Source organism: Clostridium sp. LIBA-8553 (assembly GCF_057782465.1).
This window is the reverse complement of record NZ_CM173489.1, coordinates 3,271,952-3,287,382: the sequence shown is the minus strand read 5'-3', so window position 1 is coordinate 3,287,382 and position 15,431 is coordinate 3,271,952. Positions and strand designations below refer to the sequence as shown.

The following is a 15,431-nucleotide window of genomic DNA, read 5'->3' as shown; positions in this document are numbered from 1 at the left end:
AGTTTAGCAGGATTTTTAATTGAATATTAATAAATCTAGCATCTTAAGGTAAAGTAGTTAGTTTAAATTTGGAGGTATTTTATGAAGAAACAATCCCTTATAAAAGGTAGTCTTGTGCTTGCTTGTGCTGGTGTATTCGCCAAGTTTCTTGGCTTGTTTTTTAGATGGCCATTAATAATGCTTATAGGAGATGAAGGATTGGGTTATTACCAAATGACATATCCTTTATATATGCTTTTCGTAGCTATTGCAGCAGGAATTCCTATAGCAGTATCTAAGTTGGTATCAGAAAAAAACGCCTTAGGAAAATACGAGGAAAGTTTTCAAGTAATAAAAGAAGCTTTAAAAGTAATGATTTTGCTAGGAATAGGTACAAGCATATTTTTAGCTATAGGTGGAAAGTTCCTTTTACCATTTTTAAAGTGGGATGATAAGGCTTATTATTCTATATTAGGTATTTGTTTGGCCCCTACTTTAATAGGATTAATAACACCTATTAGAGGTTTTTTTCAAGGTTTTCAGAACATGACACCAACAGCAATATCTCAGATTTTAGAACAGATTGGAAGAGTAATAGTTGGTGTTGGACTAGCTTATATATTGATTGATAAAGGGATTGAGTACTCAGCAGGTGGAGCATCATTTGGGGCTGTAGCCGGAGCTTTTGTAGCTGCACTATATTTAATACCTAAGTATATAAAAACAAAGAAGAGTTTTAATTTAGGAAAAATAAAAGGTAGCCATAAAATATTTATGGAAATAATAAATATAGCACTTCCTATATCCATAGGGGCCGCTGTTGGAAGTATTATGGGAGTTATAGATTCTGTTTTAGTTCCACAAAAACTTTTACAGGCTGGATTTACAGGTCAGGAGGCCACTATTTTATACGCTCAATTAACAGGGAAAGCTACTGTATTTACTAATGTTCCAATGACCTTGGCAACTGCATTAGCAGCGTCCGTAATACCTATAATTTCTGAATTATATATTCTCAAAAATAAAGTTCAGGTTAAAGAGAAGATAGATACCACAATGAAATTATGTATGATAGTTTCTATTCCATGTTTTTTAGGATTATTCTTCATGGCTGAACCTATAATGAACCTTTTATTTCCAGGGAAATCAGAAGGCTTTATGATATTAAAATATTTATCAATAAGTGTCCCATTTTTAGTTGGAACTCAGATAACAACATCAATATTACAAGGTATGGGATATTATTATAGACCTGTATTTCATTTGTTAATAGGATGCGTTTTGAAAGTAATTTTAACAATGACTTTAATACCTATAAAATCTTTAAATATTTATGGCGCTGTAATAGCTACAATAATATCTTATTCTGTGGTATTAATATTAAACTTAATTTATATGTCTAAAAGATTTAAATATTCTCCAGATATAAAAAATGTATTAGTAAAACCTATATTTGCATCAGTCCTAATGATTGGAACTGTTTTATATTTATATTCAGAAGCTTTTAAATATAGTGGAAGTAACAGTATAGCTTGCTTAATAGCTATATTTATGGGTATTATTATATATATGATATCATTGGTAGTGCTTAAAATTTTTAATGTCGATGAAATAAAGGGACGACTAAAAAATTAAGTTTTATAAATTGCGAAGGAGAGTATGGAATGCTTAAGATAATGGGTTTAGGACCAGGTGCCTATGAAGCTTTAACAATAGGTGCTTTGAAAGAACTAAAAAACAATAAGAATATATATTTTAGAACAGAAAAACACCCTACAGTAGATTTCTTAAAAGAAGAGGGAGTTAAGTTTGAATCATATGATCATGCATATGAAAAATATGATAGCTTTGATGATGTTTATAAATATATTGCAGAGGATTTGATAACTAAGGTCAAGGATGATGAGGACTTAATATACGCAGTACCAGGCCATCCTTTAGTAGCTGAAAGATCTGTAATAAACCTAATTGATTTATGTAAGGAAAATAATATTCAATATGAAGTATTACCAGCAGTTAGTTTTATAGATGCCATGATGGAGGCTTTACAGGTGGATCCAATAGAAGGTGTAAAAATAATTGATGCTTTCGATATAAAAAATCAAATATTAGATAAGCGTGTTGGAACTATAATAACTCAGGTTTATAATAACTTTATAGCTTCAGAAGTTAAATTAAAACTTTTAGAGGGGTATGAAGATAATACTGAAATAATCTTTGTAAGAGCAGCTGGAGTTAAAGGATTAGAAAGTATAAGAAAAATACCTTTATATGAGTTAGATTGGCAAGAAGACATAGATTATTTAACTTCAATTTATATACCTAAGGATTTAGATAATAAAAAGGATTTTCAAGATTTATTAGATATTATAGAAACTTTAAGAAATCCAGGAGGATGTCCATGGGATAGGGAGCAAACTCATGAGAGTTTAAAGAGTGCTCTTATTGAAGAATGCTATGAAGTAATAGATGCAATTGAAAATGAAGATGAGGATGCTTTAATAGAAGAACTTGGAGATGTTTTATTACAGGTTGTTTTCCATGCTTCTATAGGGAAAGAAGATGGATATTTTGACATTATGGATGTAATAGGAGCAATTTCAGATAAAATGATAAATAGACATCCACATGTATTTGGAAATGGAGAAGTCGATAATTCAGAACAGGTTGTAGCTAATTGGGATGAAATTAAAAAAGAGGAAAAAGGAATTGAAACTCTAACAGAGGAAATGAAAAACATAGCGAAATCTCTTCCAGCAACAACAAGAGCTTATAAGGTTCAAAAGAAGGCAAAGAAGGTTGGCTTCGACTGGGATGATATAAATTGTGCTATGGATAAAGTAAAAGAAGAATTAAATGAAATAAAAGATGTTTATAATTGTGAAAATAAGTCAATAATAGAAGGTGAAGTAGGTGACTTACTTTTTGCTTGTATAAATGTAGCTAGATTCCTTGAAGTTGATGGAGAATTAGCTTTAGATAAGACTATTAAAAAGTTTATAAATAGATTTTCTTATATTGAAAGTGAAGCAATTAAGAACAATAAAAGCTTAAAAGATATGACTCTAGAAGAAATGGATAAACTATGGGAAGAGGCTAAATCAAGTGAAAAATAAGTGTTTTTAGAAATTTATGGTTTATTAAGATGCAAAAAAACATAAATTTTAAAAAAAATGCAAAAATATCAGTATTTTTAGGGCAAAAATTGAAAGTATTGACTATACAAAGAAAGAAATATATATTATGATAATATAAGTTGATGCTAGTTAATTTTAATAACTGGTAAACAATTATTGCAGTAAATTAACTGGAATTTTAAGGAGGATGTAAAAGTGAATAAAGCAGAATTAATAACAAGCATGGCTGAAAAAAGCAACTTAACTAAAAAAGATGCTGAATTAGCTTTAAAAGCATTCATAGAAAGCGTTAGCGAGACTTTAGAAAACGGAGATAAAGTTCAATTAGTTGGATTCGGAACTTTCGAAACTAGAGTAAGAGCTGAAAGAGAAGGAAGAAACCCAAGAACTAAAGAAGTTATAAAAATACCTGCTTCAATAGCTCCAGTATTCAAGCCAGGTAAAGAATTAAAAGAAAGAGTTAACGCTTAATTTATAATAAATAAGTTGTGTTAATACTTTAAAAAAGCCCGAGTCTTACTCGGGCTTTTTTATCAATATTGAGTAATTTAAATTAAATATAGGATTTTTAATATGGAGGATAGGATATGAGATTAGACAAGTACTTAAAAGTTTCTAGAATAATTAAAAGAAGAACAGTTGCTAAAGAAGCTTGTGAGAGTGGTAGAGTAATAATAAATGGTAAAGTTGCTAAACCTTCAAATGACATAAAAGAAGGAGATATAATAGAGATATTATTTGGTAATAGAACTTTAAAGGCGAGAGTTATAAATATCGCTGAACATGTTAGAAAAGAAAATGCTAAAGAGATGTACGAGATCTTAGAAGGCGAAGAAGATAAAGAATAACATGTCTAAATCAAATATTTATTATAGAGGATGACTAATATGATTTGAAAAAATTATATTAGTCATTTTTTTGTATGCTACAGAATAGACATAAGATAGGAAAAATATTTTTTTACATAGGAGGCTTTCTTATGATTGATAAAAAGGATGAGAATAAAATTACGCAATGTACCAGTAACTTATTCTTAGAAAATAGAAAACTTTTATCACTTACAGGAGTAAATGAAGTTATAAACTTTGATGAAGAAAAGATTAGTTTAAAGACAAGTTTGGGACCATTATTGATTAAAGGATCTGGATTAAAGATGAATAAATTAGATGTGCAAAATGGGGAGGTTATAATAGGTGGATTTATTAGTAGTATTAATTATTTAAATAAAAAGAATAAGGTAAAAAAAAATAGAAATTTAATTTCTAAAATATTTAAATAGGTGGGAAATATGCTTTTAGATATAAATATTCAATTTAGAATTGTTATTTTTGCAATAATATCTGGAATAATAATCGGATTTTTATTTGATATTTATAGAGAGTTTAGAGGAGCTTGCAAAAATAAAATATTAATAACGATAGAAGACATCTTATTTTGGATATGGTGTAGCTTGGTTATATTCATATTTTTATTAAAATATAATTATGCATTTTTAAGTGTATATGTATATGTGTTTATGGGAATAACCTTATTAATTTATTTAAAATGTTTATCTAAATACTTTAGGAGAATACAACATAAAATTTTAGCTATACTATTAAAGAATATACGAATAATATTTAAAAATATAAGATATGTCTTAAAAAATACATTTACAAATTAAAAAGTTAATTTGTAAGGTAAAAATTGCTTGAATTAAGCTATAATAGTGTTTACAATAGACTTATATCATACCATTATAAGTATGGGGGTATAAGAGTGAAGAAAAGAATGAATTTAAAGAATGTGGTAATAATTATATTGGTTGCTATATTCTGTATATCATATGTCAGGCAAGAGCTTGCAATGAATAAAATACAAAAAGACATAGAAGCTAAGCAAACTCAGCTTAATGAGCTTCAAGATAAAAATAAAAAGTTACAAGATGAGGTAAACCAATCTTCAACAGACGAATACATAGAGAGAATGGCTAGAGAAAGATTAGGTATGATTAAAGAAGGCGAGAAAGTTATTACAAACTCAGATTCACCTCAAGATAATCAAAATAATGCTGAAGCAAAAAACAATTAGGATAAATAAGGTTATTATTAAAAATAACATATATTTTATTTATAAATTTAAGGAGGAATCTTTTAAACATGACCTTAATGGCAGGAAACATATTAGAGGGTAGAATAATTAACATCACAAACTTTGGTGCGTTTGTTGAAGTGGAAGGAAAAACAGGTTTAGTTCATATATCTGAAGTAGCAGATACTTATGTTAAAGATATAAGAGAGCATCTTAAAGAGGATGACAAAGTTAAAGTTAAAGTAATATCAGTTGATGATAAAGGTAAAATAAGCTTATCAATAAAGCAAGCTATGCCACCAAAAAAGAAATCTGTTAAACCTGCAGATTTTGAGTGGAAGCCTGAAAAGAAAGCTAAGCCAAAGCAAAACTTTGAAGATATAATGTCAAAATTCTTAAAAGATAGTGAAGAAAGACTTCAAGATGTAAAGAAACATCAAGACGTTAAACAAAGAAAAAGAAAATCAATTTAATAATATTCTTTAAAATTCCTTAGAATTTTTCTAAGGAATTTTAAATTTTATAAAAGGAAATTATATAAAAATGATGATTATTAAAGATGGCTTTTTAAAATATATTAAGGATTTTTAAATAATATTTAGAACCGATTTTTATTGTTTTTATTGTTAATTTTCAAAAAAAGAAAGGAACTTACAGGTGTTTTTTTGATATATTTTTTAGTTGAATGCTAGATTTCATGGGGTTTTGTTAATATTCATAATAATTTTTATAAAAAACTTTAAAAAATATGTTGACAGTATGCTCATGCTTATGTATAATAAATCTTGTCGTTGGGAAACACGATGACATGCCGAAGTGGCGGAACTGGCAGACGCACAGGACTTAAAATCCTGCGGTGCTAACACACCGTACCGGTTCGATTCCGGTCTTCGGCACCACAACATCGCGGGGTGGAGCAGCTGGTAGCTCGTCGGGCTCATAACCCGAAGGTCGTAGGTTCAAGTCCTGCCCCCGCAACCACATGGCGGGATAGCTCAGCTGGCTAGAGCATTCGGTTCATACCCGAAGGGTCGCAAGTTCGAATCTTGTTCCCGCTACCATTTAAACTTAATATATGCCGAAGTGGCGGAACTGGCAGACGCACAGGACTTAAAATCCTGCGATGCTAACACATCGTACCGGTTCGATTCCGGTCTTCGGCACCAATAATATCGCGGGGTGGAGCAGCTGGTAGCTCGTCGGGCTCATAACCCGAAGGTCGTAGGTTCAAGTCCTGCCCCCGCAACCACATGGCGGGATAGCTCAGCTGGCTAGAGCATTCGGTTCATACCCGAAGGGTCGCAAGTTCGAATCTTGTTCCCGCTACCATTTAAATTTAATACATGCCGAAGTGGCGGAACTGGCAGACGCACAGGACTTAAAATCCTGCGGTGCTAACACACCGTACCGGTTCGATTCCGGTCTTCGGCACCAAAACTCATCTTAATTAAGATGAGTTTTTTTATTTTTCATATCTTATTTTCTAAATTAATTATCTTTTTAAATAGATAAAAAGTTACTTTATTCAACAAAAAACATATTTATTAAATTCTAAAAAAAGATAATATATCCCTAAAAATTTTATAGCAATTTATTTATTTCCATAAAACTGGAAATTAAATTATAAATATAGTATGAAAAAAATAAATTCCCTAAAAATTTTTGTTTTATTATGTCTTAAAAAAATAAAAAACAGTGCTATTAATTTACAAATATTTCCTGTTGGCCTTGTTATAATGTTGATAAAGATAGAAGGTTAGGAGGATAAATATGCAATATGGAGTTAAAATTGATAATTACAAAAGAGTAAAGGATTCAGAAAATGTAAAAAATAATATAAAAATAGAAGCTTCTACTATTGGTCTTATTATGTCTATGGTTGCGGGGATATTAATAAGTAGAGTGTATTTAGATATGACATTTGGAGTAGTACAAGTATTAGCTCCATTTGGATTAGCATATTTAATCGCAATAACAAATTATGAAAAAAAATATATACTAGCTTCTAGCTTAGGAGTAGTAGTGGGGTACGCTACTTTGTTTAGTAAGGTTATAAGTTTTCCAGCTTACATAATAATAGCAGCTGCAATTACCATAATTTCTATGAGTAAAATAAATAAAAAGGCTAGGAATATATTAAGTTTTATTAGTATATTTTCTGTATTATTTGCTTATGGAGTTTTAGTAGGAGATTCTGATATTATTTTACATTTAATAAATGCAGCTTCGGTTACTGCTCTAACATTTCCTATATATTATGTTGTAAGTTATACATTAAAATGTATAGAAGAAATAAATACTCAACATTTTTTTTCTATAGATGAAATAGTAAGTATAGAATTATTTTTATGCTTATTAATTGTTGGTATTGGAACTATATCAGTATATGATGTAAGTTTTAGAAATATAGTAGCTATACTTTTTATTATAGCTTTGGCATTTATTTCAGATACAAACATGGGAGCTGGAGCTGGCATCACCATGGGGATAATATTGGGTTTCACTACAGGAAATCTTATGGAAAGTATAGCTATTTATGGAGCTTGTGGTTTAGTAGCTGGAATTTTTAGAGAATCAGGAAAACTTTTTACGGCTTTATCATTTAACATAATTTTTGTAATAGTAACTTTATATTCAGGAATTTTTAATAATATTTTATTTATAGAAGTATTAGTTGGTACAGGAATATTCCTTTTGATTCCTAAAAAATTATATAATAAGGTTTCTCTAGAAATAAATAAAGATAAAAAGGTTGATCACTTTAGTGAAGCGAGATTTAGTAAAATTAAGGATGAGTTGACTGAGAGACTTAGAGATTTTACTGATGTTTTATCTATAATGGGCAAATCCTTAAATAATTTAGTAGGTAATGATAAGTTAGCTATAAAAAATAAGGGAAATGCTTTAGTAGAAAATTTATCTGATAGAACTTGTAGTGAGTGTGATATGAGATATATGTGTTGGAAGAGAGAACTTCACCAAACATATAATGCTTTTTCAGAGCTTATAAGAAACTATGAGAACAATTTAGGAACCTTTCCTCATGAGCTTGAGAGAAAATGTGTCAAAAAATATGCTTTAATGAAAAACTTAGAAGATATAATGAATATTCATATGATTAATGAAACACTGAGAAATAGATTAGGAGAAGGAAGAAAAATATTATCAAATCATATAAATAATATGTCAGTAACAATCGGTGAAATAGTTGATGAGTTTGGGAATGAACTTCATTTATGTACAGATATAGAAAGAAATATAAAGAAATCTCTTTTAAAATATGGAATTAATTTTGGAAGTTTAATATGCTATAACGATAAAAATGGAAGAATTAAGATCAAAATGCAAATGGAAAATTGTATGGGAGCTCAAAACTGTATTAAAACTGTACTTCCTATAATAAGTGAAGTAATAGGAAAAAATATGAGTATTGGAAGTGAAGGATGCAACATAAATAGTAAGAATAACATGTGTGAAGTAGTTATTGAAGAAGCTCCTAAATATCATATTACTTCTCATGTTGCTGTAGCAACTAAGGAAGGGGAAAAGTTTACTGGAGATTCATATTCATATGGCAGAACTAAAGATGGAAATTATATTACTGTAATATCAGATGGTATGGGATCAGGACCTGAAGCAGGATTAGAAAGTAAAGTTTCTGTTGAAATAATAGAAAAATTTATGGAAGTTGGTTTCGATGAAAAGATAGCAATTGATGCAGTGAATGCAATAATGAGTATAAAATTTAGTGAAGATGAAAAGTTTTCTACATTAGACATGAATAAGATAGATTTATATACTGGGGATGCTAAATTTATGAAAGTTGGAGCTATAGAGAGTTTTATAAAGAGAGGCAATAAGATAGAGGTTATAAATTCTAATACACTTCCTTTTGGGGTATTGGAAGAACCAGATATAGATACTGTTGAAAAGCAAGTAGGAAATGGAGATGTTATAGTTAGTATAAGCGATGGAGTTTTAGATGTGAAAAATGATGGAAGTTTTGATACGACATGGTTAATCGAATTCTTAAAAAATACGAAATATAGACAACCTAAAGATTTATCAGTGGCTATTTTAGAAAAGGCAAAAGAATTAAGTGGTGGAAAAGCAAAGGATGATATGACGATTATTGTATCTAAGGTTTTTGGAATAAATTAATGAAGGGAGAGTGAGTAAGAACAGAATAGAATCTATATTTATGTTTTATTTATAGGTTTTATTTAAAAGTAAAAGTTCTTACGCACTTTCTTTTATTTTTAAGTAAAGTATTAAATTTGTTATTTTAAATGAATCATACGAACTTTTTTAAGAACATAATGGATTTTTTATGTGTTATAATATTAGAACAAAATATAATATTTGTGGAGTGAGTTACAATGAAAAAAAAAGTTATAGATTTTATAAAAGAAAACTCCATGATCAAAAGTGGAGATAAGGTTTTAGTGGCTTTATCAGGTGGACCAGATTCGGTATGTTTACTACATATTTTAAGTGAGCTTAGAGATTTATTACATATAGAAGTATATGCAGCACATGTTAACCACTGTTTAAGGGGAGAAAGTGCTTTAAAAGATGAAGCTTATGTTAAGGAGCTTTGTAAAAGATTAAATATAGAATGTTTTGTAAAAAGAGTTGATATAAATAAGATAAGTGAAGAAAGAAGTATTTCCACGGAAATGGCTGGAAGAGAAGAGAGATATAAGTTCTTTGAGGAATTAAAAAATAAATATTCATTAGATAAGATTGCCATAGCGCATAACGCTAATGATCAAGCTGAAACACTTATTATGAGAGCTTTAAGAGGAACTGGAATAGAAGGCTTAGTTGGAATTAGACCAGTTAGAGATGGGATTTTCATAAGACCTATATTAATCTTAAGAAGAAAAGAAATTGAAGAATACTGTGAAATAAACAATTTAAAACCTAGAATAGATGAAACTAATTTAGAAGAAATATATTCAAGAAATAAAATAAGGTTAAAGGCTATACCATTTATAGAAAAAAACTTTAATCCTGATATAGTAACTGCATTGAATAGATTAGCTTATAGCTGTAGCAAGGATGTAGAGTTCATACAGGAAGAAGTTGAAAAGAGATTTCCTAAATTATGTGTAAGAGAAAATAATAGCATAGTTATTAAAGAAGAAGCATTTAATGAAAAGGAAGCCATATTAACAAGAATAATAAAAAAAGCTTTGGTTGAAGTAAGTTCAAAGCATAATAATTTTGAATTAAAGCATATACATGACATAATTGCTTTAAAAGATAAAGGAACAGGCAAACAAATAAATATAACTAATGGCGTAGTTGCTTTAAATGAATATGGGCAAATAAGAATAAAGTTAGTTGATATTTTAAAGATTAAAGAGAATAAAGTTTTAAATTTAGAAAATATTAAAAATGAGTTAGATGAAAAGAAAAAAGTTATAATAGAAGATGATATTTTAGGAAAATATGAATTAATAGTGGAAGATTTTAAAAAAGGTGAAAAATTTTCAAAAGATAGATTTATAAAGTCCTTTGATTATGATAAAATTTCCAATATAGATATTAGATTTAGACAAAATGGTGATAAGATAATTCCTTTGGGAATGAAAAGTAGCAAAAAGCTAAAAGATATATTTATAAATAATAAAATACCTAAAGAAGAAAGAGATTTTATTCCATTAGTGTTATTTAATAATGAGATAGCATGGATTGTAGGATCTAATGTTAGTGAAACATTTAAAGTTACAAATAAAACTAAGAAGGTAATTAAGATTACGTTTAGAGGAAAGGAAATTTAATTATGAAAAAAGACATAAGAGATGATATTAAAGAAGTTTTATATTCAGAGGAACAATTAGCTAAGCGTGTAAAAGAAATGGCTGAGGAAATAAGTAAGGATTACTGTGGAAAAGATTTATTAGTAGTAGGTATATTAAAAGGTTCAGTGGTATTTACTTCAGATCTTATAAAAAATATAAGCATACCATGTGAAATAGATTTTATGGCTGTTTCAAGCTATGGTAACTCTACTCAAACTTCAGGTGTTGTTAGAATATTAAAAGATTTAGATAGTGATATAGAAAATAAACATGTTCTTATAGTTGAAGATATCGTTGATACAGGAACTACTTTAAGCTATCTTCTAGAATACTTAAAAGCTAGAAAGGCAGCAAGTATAGAAATAGTTGCCTTATTAGATAAGGAAGCTAGAAGAACTTCAAATATTTCAAGTAAATATAAAGGATTCGATGTTCCAGATGAATTTATAGTTGGATACGGAATAGATTATGCTGAAAAATATAGAAACTTACCATTCATTGGCGCTTTAAAAGAAGAAATTTACAAGAAGTAATTCAAAATATTGTAAAATAAAATTTCTTATGATAAAATTCTTAAAAATGATAGTCAGAGAGGGGGGCCATAGAGATGAAAAAAATACAAAGCACGATTACTTACATAGCTATCTTTGCTATAGTAATTATGTTCGCATTTGCTTTCTATAGAAGTGGATCTCAAGGAAAAGTAATGTCATATACTGAGTTTCAACAAGCATATGTAGGTAATCAAATCGAAACAATGACAATTAGGGAAGATAAGATGTCCGTTGAGGGAGTTTTTAAAGATGGAAAGAGATTTACAACATATGTTTCAGATGAAATGTTAGATCATCTTTTACAAAATACTCAAGGGATACAAACAACAATAAAATATAATCCACCTAATAATATGAATATTTGGATTAGTGTAATTCCAACACTACTTATAATAGGTGTATTATTCTTTGTCTTCTTTATGTTCACGCAACAAGCACAAGGTAGTGGTGGAAATAGAGGAGTAATGAATTTTGGAAAAAGCAAAGCAAAGATGGCAAATTTAGATGGAAAGAAAGTTACATTTAAAGATGTTGCAGGTGCTGATGAAGAAAAAGGTGAGTTAGAGGAAATTGTTGATTTCCTAAAACAACCTAAGAGATATATTGAAATGGGTGCAAGAATACCTAAGGGAGTTCTTTTAGTAGGACCTCCGGGAACAGGTAAAACACTTCTTGCTAAGGCAATAGCAGGTGAAGCTGGTGTTCCTTTCTTTAGTATATCAGGTTCAGATTTCGTTGAAATGTTTGTTGGGGTTGGAGCTTCAAGAGTAAGAGACTTATTTGAGCAAGCTAAGAAAAATGCTCCATGTATTATATTCATAGACGAAATCGATGCTGTTGGTAGACAAAGAGGTGCTGGACTTGGTGGTGGTCATGATGAAAGAGAACAAACATTAAACCAACTTTTAGTTGAAATGGATGGTTTCGGTGTTAATGAGGGAATAATCATGATAGCTGCTACAAATAGACCAGATATCTTAGATCCAGCATTATTAAGACCAGGAAGATTTGATAGAAGAATTTTAGTTGGTGCACCTGATGTTAAGGGAAGAGAAGAGGTATTAAAAGTTCATACAAGAAATAAGCATCTATCAGAAGATGTAGATTTAAAAGTTTTAGCTAAAATGACACCAGGATTTAGTGGTGCAGATCTTGAAAACCTAACTAATGAAGCTGCGTTATTAGCAGTTAGAGGTGGTAAAAATAGCATTGATATGAAAGATATTGAAGAGGCTATAACAAGAGTAATAGCTGGACCAGAGAAAAAGAGTAGGGTTGTTAGTGAATACGACAGAAGAATCACCGCTGTTCATGAATCAGGTCATGCCGTTGTAAGTAATGTTTTAGAATATGCAGATCCAGTTCATGAAATTAGTATAATTCAAAGAGGAATGGCTGCTGGTTATACAATGAATTTACCAGAAGAAGATAGAACACATACATCTAAGAAGCAACTTAAGGATAAAATGGTTGAACTTTTAGGTGGAAGAGTAGCTGAAAAATTAGTTATTGGAGATATAAGTGCTGGAGCTAAAAATGATATAGATAGAGCAAGTCACATTGCTAGAAGTATGGTTATGGAATATGGAATGAGTGATGTTATTGGCCCTATATCATTTGGTAATAGCGATGGTGGCGAAGTATTCTTAGGTAGAGATATTGGGAAAAGTAGCAATATAAGTGAAGAGACTAGCGCTAAGATTGATGAAGAAATTAAGAAATTAATTGATGAAGCTTATAATAGAGCAGAATCTATTTTAAAAGAGAATATTAATAAATTAAACGCAGTAACTGATGTCTTACTTCAAAAAGAAAAGATTGATGGTGATGAGTTTAGAGAAATATTTAAAAATTCTTAATTAGAAAGAGGCATCTAAGTGCCTCTTTTTTTTATATTAATATTTAATTAACAGTTATTTTATATTATAATTGACTAAAGAATAATGAATTATACGAATATTTTGAATGAAAACAACTAAAATGTTCGATAAAACTCTTTGTTTTCTAAGAAATTATGGGTATAATATTAAATATATTAGTTTGGAATGAGGTGCGGAATTATGAAAAATGATATTGAAATAGCACAAAGTGCTAAAATGGAGCCAATAATAAATATTGCTAAGAAAATAGGTCTTGAGGAAGATGATATTGAGCTTTATGGAAAATATAAGTGTAAAATATCTTTAGAAGCAATAAATAGACTAGAGAATAATGAAGATGGTAAGCTTGTTTTAGTAACAGCTATAAATCCAACACCAGCAGGGGAAGGAAAATCAACTGTTACAGTAGGGTTAGGACAAGCTTTGAATAAGATTGGTAAAAATACTATTATAGCATTAAGAGAACCATCTTTAGGACCAGTCTTTGGAATAAAAGGTGGAGCTGCAGGTGGTGGATATTCACAGGTAGTTCCTATGGAAGATATAAACTTACATTTCACAGGAGATATGCATGCCATAACTTCAGCCAATAATCTTTTATGTGCAGCAATAGACAATCATATTCACCAAGGAAATCCATTAAGAATAGATTCAAGAAGAATTGTATTTAAAAGAGTTATGGATATGAATGACAGAGCCTTAAGAAATATTGTTGTTGGAATGGGTGGTAAAATAAATGGCTTCTTAAGAGAAGATGGTTTTATGATTACTGTTGCATCAGAAATAATGGCTATACTATGTATGGCTAAAGATTTAGAGGATTTAAAAGAAAGAATGGGTAATATCTTAGTTGCATATAACTTAGATGGAGAACCAGTTTATGCTAAGGAATTAGAAGTGCAAGGAGCTATGGCGTTACTTATGAAAGATGCTATAAAACCAAACCTTGTTCAAACTTTAGAAAATACACCAGCTATTATTCATGGTGGACCTTTTGCTAATATAGCCCATGGATGTAACTCTATAATAGCAACTAAGACAGCGCTAAAGATGAGTGATATAACTATAACAGAAGCTGGATTTGGAGCAGACCTAGGAGCAGAAAAGTTCTTAGATATAAAATGTAGATATGGTAACTTAAATCCTGACTGTGTAGTTTTAGTAGCAACTATAAGAGCTTTAAAGCATCATGGGGGAGTTAAGAAAGATGAATTAAACATATCAAATGTAGATGCTTTAAATAAAGGAATGGAAAATTTAGAAAAGCAAATAGAAAATATAAAAGCTTATGGAGTGCCTGTGGTTGTAGCTATAAATAAATTCATAACTGATTCAGATGAAGAAGTTAAAGCTATAGAAGATTTCTGCAAAAACTTAGGTGTAGAAGTTAGCTTAACAGAAGTATGGGAAAAAGGTGGAGAAGGTGGAATTGATTTAGCTAATAAAGTTATAAAGACAATGGAAAATGAACCTTCAAACTTTAAGATGATTTATGATTCAGAAGAATCAATAAAGGATAAAATATTAAAAATAGTTCAAACTATATATGGCGGAAAAGGTGTGAACTATACTCCGCAAGCTCTTAAACAAATAGCTGAAATTGAGAAGTTTAATTTAGATAAACTTCCAATATGTATGGCTAAAACTCAATATTCATTATCAGATAATCCAAGTCTTTTAGGAAGACCAGAAAATTTTGATATAACTGTTAAAGAGGTTAGAGTTTCAAATGGAGCTGGCTTTATAGTTGTTTTAACTGGAGATGTTATGACTATGCCAGGTTTACCAAAGGTTCCAGCTGCTAATCGAATGGACATAAAAGACAATGGAGAAATAGTAGGATTATTCTAAAAGTTTAGATAATTTTAAGGTTTACATGACTATTCAGAAAAAATAGTTATGTAAGCTTTTTTATTTGAAATCTAGTAATTGTAATTGCTTGACAAATGGATAGTAGTTGTTAAAATTAATATTGTTATATAAAGGGTACATGGTATTTTC

At 29.6% G+C, this 15,431-nt stretch carries 13 protein-coding genes and 7 tRNA genes; all 20 read left to right on the top strand.

Annotated elements, in window-relative coordinates:
• The first annotated feature begins 81 nt into the window (after window positions 1–81).
• Window positions 82–1,614 (top strand): putative polysaccharide biosynthesis protein, encoded by a 1,533-nt coding sequence (locus tag AC2JAQ_RS14990; RefSeq protein WP_488457085.1) that lies wholly within the window; start codon window positions 82–84, stop codon window positions 1,612–1,614.
• Between the two features lie 29 nt (window positions 1,615–1,643).
• Window positions 1,644–3,095, top strand: a complete 1,452-nt coding sequence (gene yabN, locus AC2JAQ_RS14985) for a bifunctional methyltransferase/pyrophosphohydrolase YabN (RefSeq protein ID WP_488457084.1) — start codon at window positions 1,644–1,646, stop codon at window positions 3,093–3,095.
• A gap of 216 nt (window positions 3,096–3,311) precedes the next feature.
• Entirely contained in the window at window positions 3,312–3,587 is a 276-nt protein-coding gene (locus AC2JAQ_RS14980) for an HU family DNA-binding protein (RefSeq protein WP_003450698.1), read from the top strand.
• 116 nt (window positions 3,588–3,703) lie between these two features.
• Window positions 3,704–3,964, top strand: a complete 261-nt coding sequence (locus AC2JAQ_RS14975; RefSeq protein ID WP_003450572.1) for an RNA-binding S4 domain-containing protein — start codon at window positions 3,704–3,706, stop codon at window positions 3,962–3,964.
• A gap of 131 nt (window positions 3,965–4,095) precedes the next feature.
• Entirely contained in the window at window positions 4,096–4,395 is a 300-nt protein-coding gene (gene yabP, locus AC2JAQ_RS14970; RefSeq protein WP_488457083.1) for a sporulation protein YabP, read from the top strand.
• Between the two features lie 9 nt (window positions 4,396–4,404).
• Window positions 4,405–4,779: a spore cortex biosynthesis protein YabQ gene (gene yabQ / locus AC2JAQ_RS14965; RefSeq protein WP_488457082.1), complete on the top strand. Its 375-nt coding sequence runs from the start codon at window positions 4,405–4,407 to the stop codon at window positions 4,777–4,779.
• Window positions 4,780–4,874: 95 nt separating this feature from the next.
• The gene (locus AC2JAQ_RS14960; RefSeq protein ID WP_423239515.1) at window positions 4,875–5,186 is read left to right on the top strand and encodes an FtsB family cell division protein; all 312 of its coding nucleotides are present in this window, start codon (window positions 4,875–4,877) and stop codon (window positions 5,184–5,186) included.
• Between the two features lie 68 nt (window positions 5,187–5,254).
• A complete protein-coding gene (locus AC2JAQ_RS14955) occupies window positions 5,255–5,659 on the top strand; it encodes a S1 domain-containing RNA-binding protein (protein WP_423239514.1) in 405 nt (134 codons plus the stop codon).
• A 337-nt stretch (window positions 5,660–5,996) separates the two neighbouring features.
• A tRNA-Leu gene (locus AC2JAQ_RS14950) sits at window positions 5,997–6,085 on the top strand.
• Window positions 6,086–6,091: 6 nt separating this feature from the next.
• A tRNA-Met gene (locus AC2JAQ_RS14945) sits at window positions 6,092–6,167 on the top strand.
• Between the two features lie 3 nt (window positions 6,168–6,170).
• Window positions 6,171–6,247: transfer RNA gene (locus AC2JAQ_RS14940), tRNA-Met, on the top strand.
• 16 nt (window positions 6,248–6,263) lie between these two features.
• Window positions 6,264–6,352, top strand: a tRNA-Leu gene (locus AC2JAQ_RS14935).
• 7 nt (window positions 6,353–6,359) lie between these two features.
• A tRNA-Met gene (locus AC2JAQ_RS14930) sits at window positions 6,360–6,435 on the top strand.
• 3 nt (window positions 6,436–6,438) lie between these two features.
• Window positions 6,439–6,515, top strand: a tRNA-Met gene (locus AC2JAQ_RS14925).
• A gap of 16 nt (window positions 6,516–6,531) precedes the next feature.
• Window positions 6,532–6,620, top strand: a tRNA-Leu gene (locus AC2JAQ_RS14920).
• Window positions 6,621–6,956: 336 nt separating this feature from the next.
• On the top strand, window positions 6,957–9,347 hold the full coding sequence (spoIIE, locus tag AC2JAQ_RS14915) for a stage II sporulation protein E (RefSeq protein ID WP_488457081.1): 2,391 nt from the start codon (window positions 6,957–6,959) through the stop codon (window positions 9,345–9,347).
• A gap of 218 nt (window positions 9,348–9,565) precedes the next feature.
• On the top strand, window positions 9,566–10,975 hold the full coding sequence (gene tilS / locus AC2JAQ_RS14910; protein WP_488457080.1) for a tRNA lysidine(34) synthetase TilS: 1,410 nt from the start codon (window positions 9,566–9,568) through the stop codon (window positions 10,973–10,975).
• Window positions 10,976–10,977: 2 nt separating this feature from the next.
• On the top strand, window positions 10,978–11,529 hold the full coding sequence (hpt, locus tag AC2JAQ_RS14905) for a hypoxanthine phosphoribosyltransferase (RefSeq protein ID WP_488457079.1): 552 nt from the start codon (window positions 10,978–10,980) through the stop codon (window positions 11,527–11,529).
• Window positions 11,530–11,603: 74 nt separating this feature from the next.
• The gene (gene ftsH / locus AC2JAQ_RS14900) at window positions 11,604–13,409 is read left to right on the top strand and encodes an ATP-dependent zinc metalloprotease FtsH (RefSeq protein ID WP_488457078.1); all 1,806 of its coding nucleotides are present in this window, start codon (window positions 11,604–11,606) and stop codon (window positions 13,407–13,409) included.
• A gap of 201 nt (window positions 13,410–13,610) precedes the next feature.
• The gene (locus AC2JAQ_RS14895; protein WP_488457077.1) at window positions 13,611–15,281 is read left to right on the top strand and encodes a formate--tetrahydrofolate ligase; all 1,671 of its coding nucleotides are present in this window, start codon (window positions 13,611–13,613) and stop codon (window positions 15,279–15,281) included.
• Window positions 15,282–15,431: the final 150 nt, after the last annotated feature.

Bases quoted from the DNA above. Each gene is read 5' to 3' on its own strand.
- AC2JAQ_RS14990 (WP_488457085.1), top strand. From the start codon at position 82: ATGAAGAAACAATCCCTTATAAAAGGTAGTCTTGTGCTTGCTTGTGCT.
- yabN (WP_488457084.1), top strand. From the start codon at position 1,644: ATGCTTAAGATAATGGGTTTAGGACCAGGTGCCTATGAAGCTTTAACA.
- AC2JAQ_RS14975 (WP_003450572.1), top strand. From the start codon at position 3,704: ATGAGATTAGACAAGTACTTAAAAGTTTCTAGAATAATTAAAAGAAGA.
- yabP (WP_488457083.1), top strand. From the start codon at position 4,096: ATGATTGATAAAAAGGATGAGAATAAAATTACGCAATGTACCAGTAAC.
- yabQ (WP_488457082.1), top strand. From the start codon at position 4,405: ATGCTTTTAGATATAAATATTCAATTTAGAATTGTTATTTTTGCAATA.
- AC2JAQ_RS14955 (WP_423239514.1), top strand. From the start codon at position 5,255: ATGACCTTAATGGCAGGAAACATATTAGAGGGTAGAATAATTAACATC.
- spoIIE (WP_488457081.1), top strand. From the start codon at position 6,957: ATGCAATATGGAGTTAAAATTGATAATTACAAAAGAGTAAAGGATTCA.
- tilS (WP_488457080.1), top strand. From the start codon at position 9,566: ATGAAAAAAAAAGTTATAGATTTTATAAAAGAAAACTCCATGATCAAA.
- hpt (WP_488457079.1), top strand. From the start codon at position 10,978: ATGAAAAAAGACATAAGAGATGATATTAAAGAAGTTTTATATTCAGAG.
- ftsH (WP_488457078.1), top strand. From the start codon at position 11,604: ATGAAAAAAATACAAAGCACGATTACTTACATAGCTATCTTTGCTATA.
- AC2JAQ_RS14895 (WP_488457077.1), top strand. From the start codon at position 13,611: ATGAAAAATGATATTGAAATAGCACAAAGTGCTAAAATGGAGCCAATA.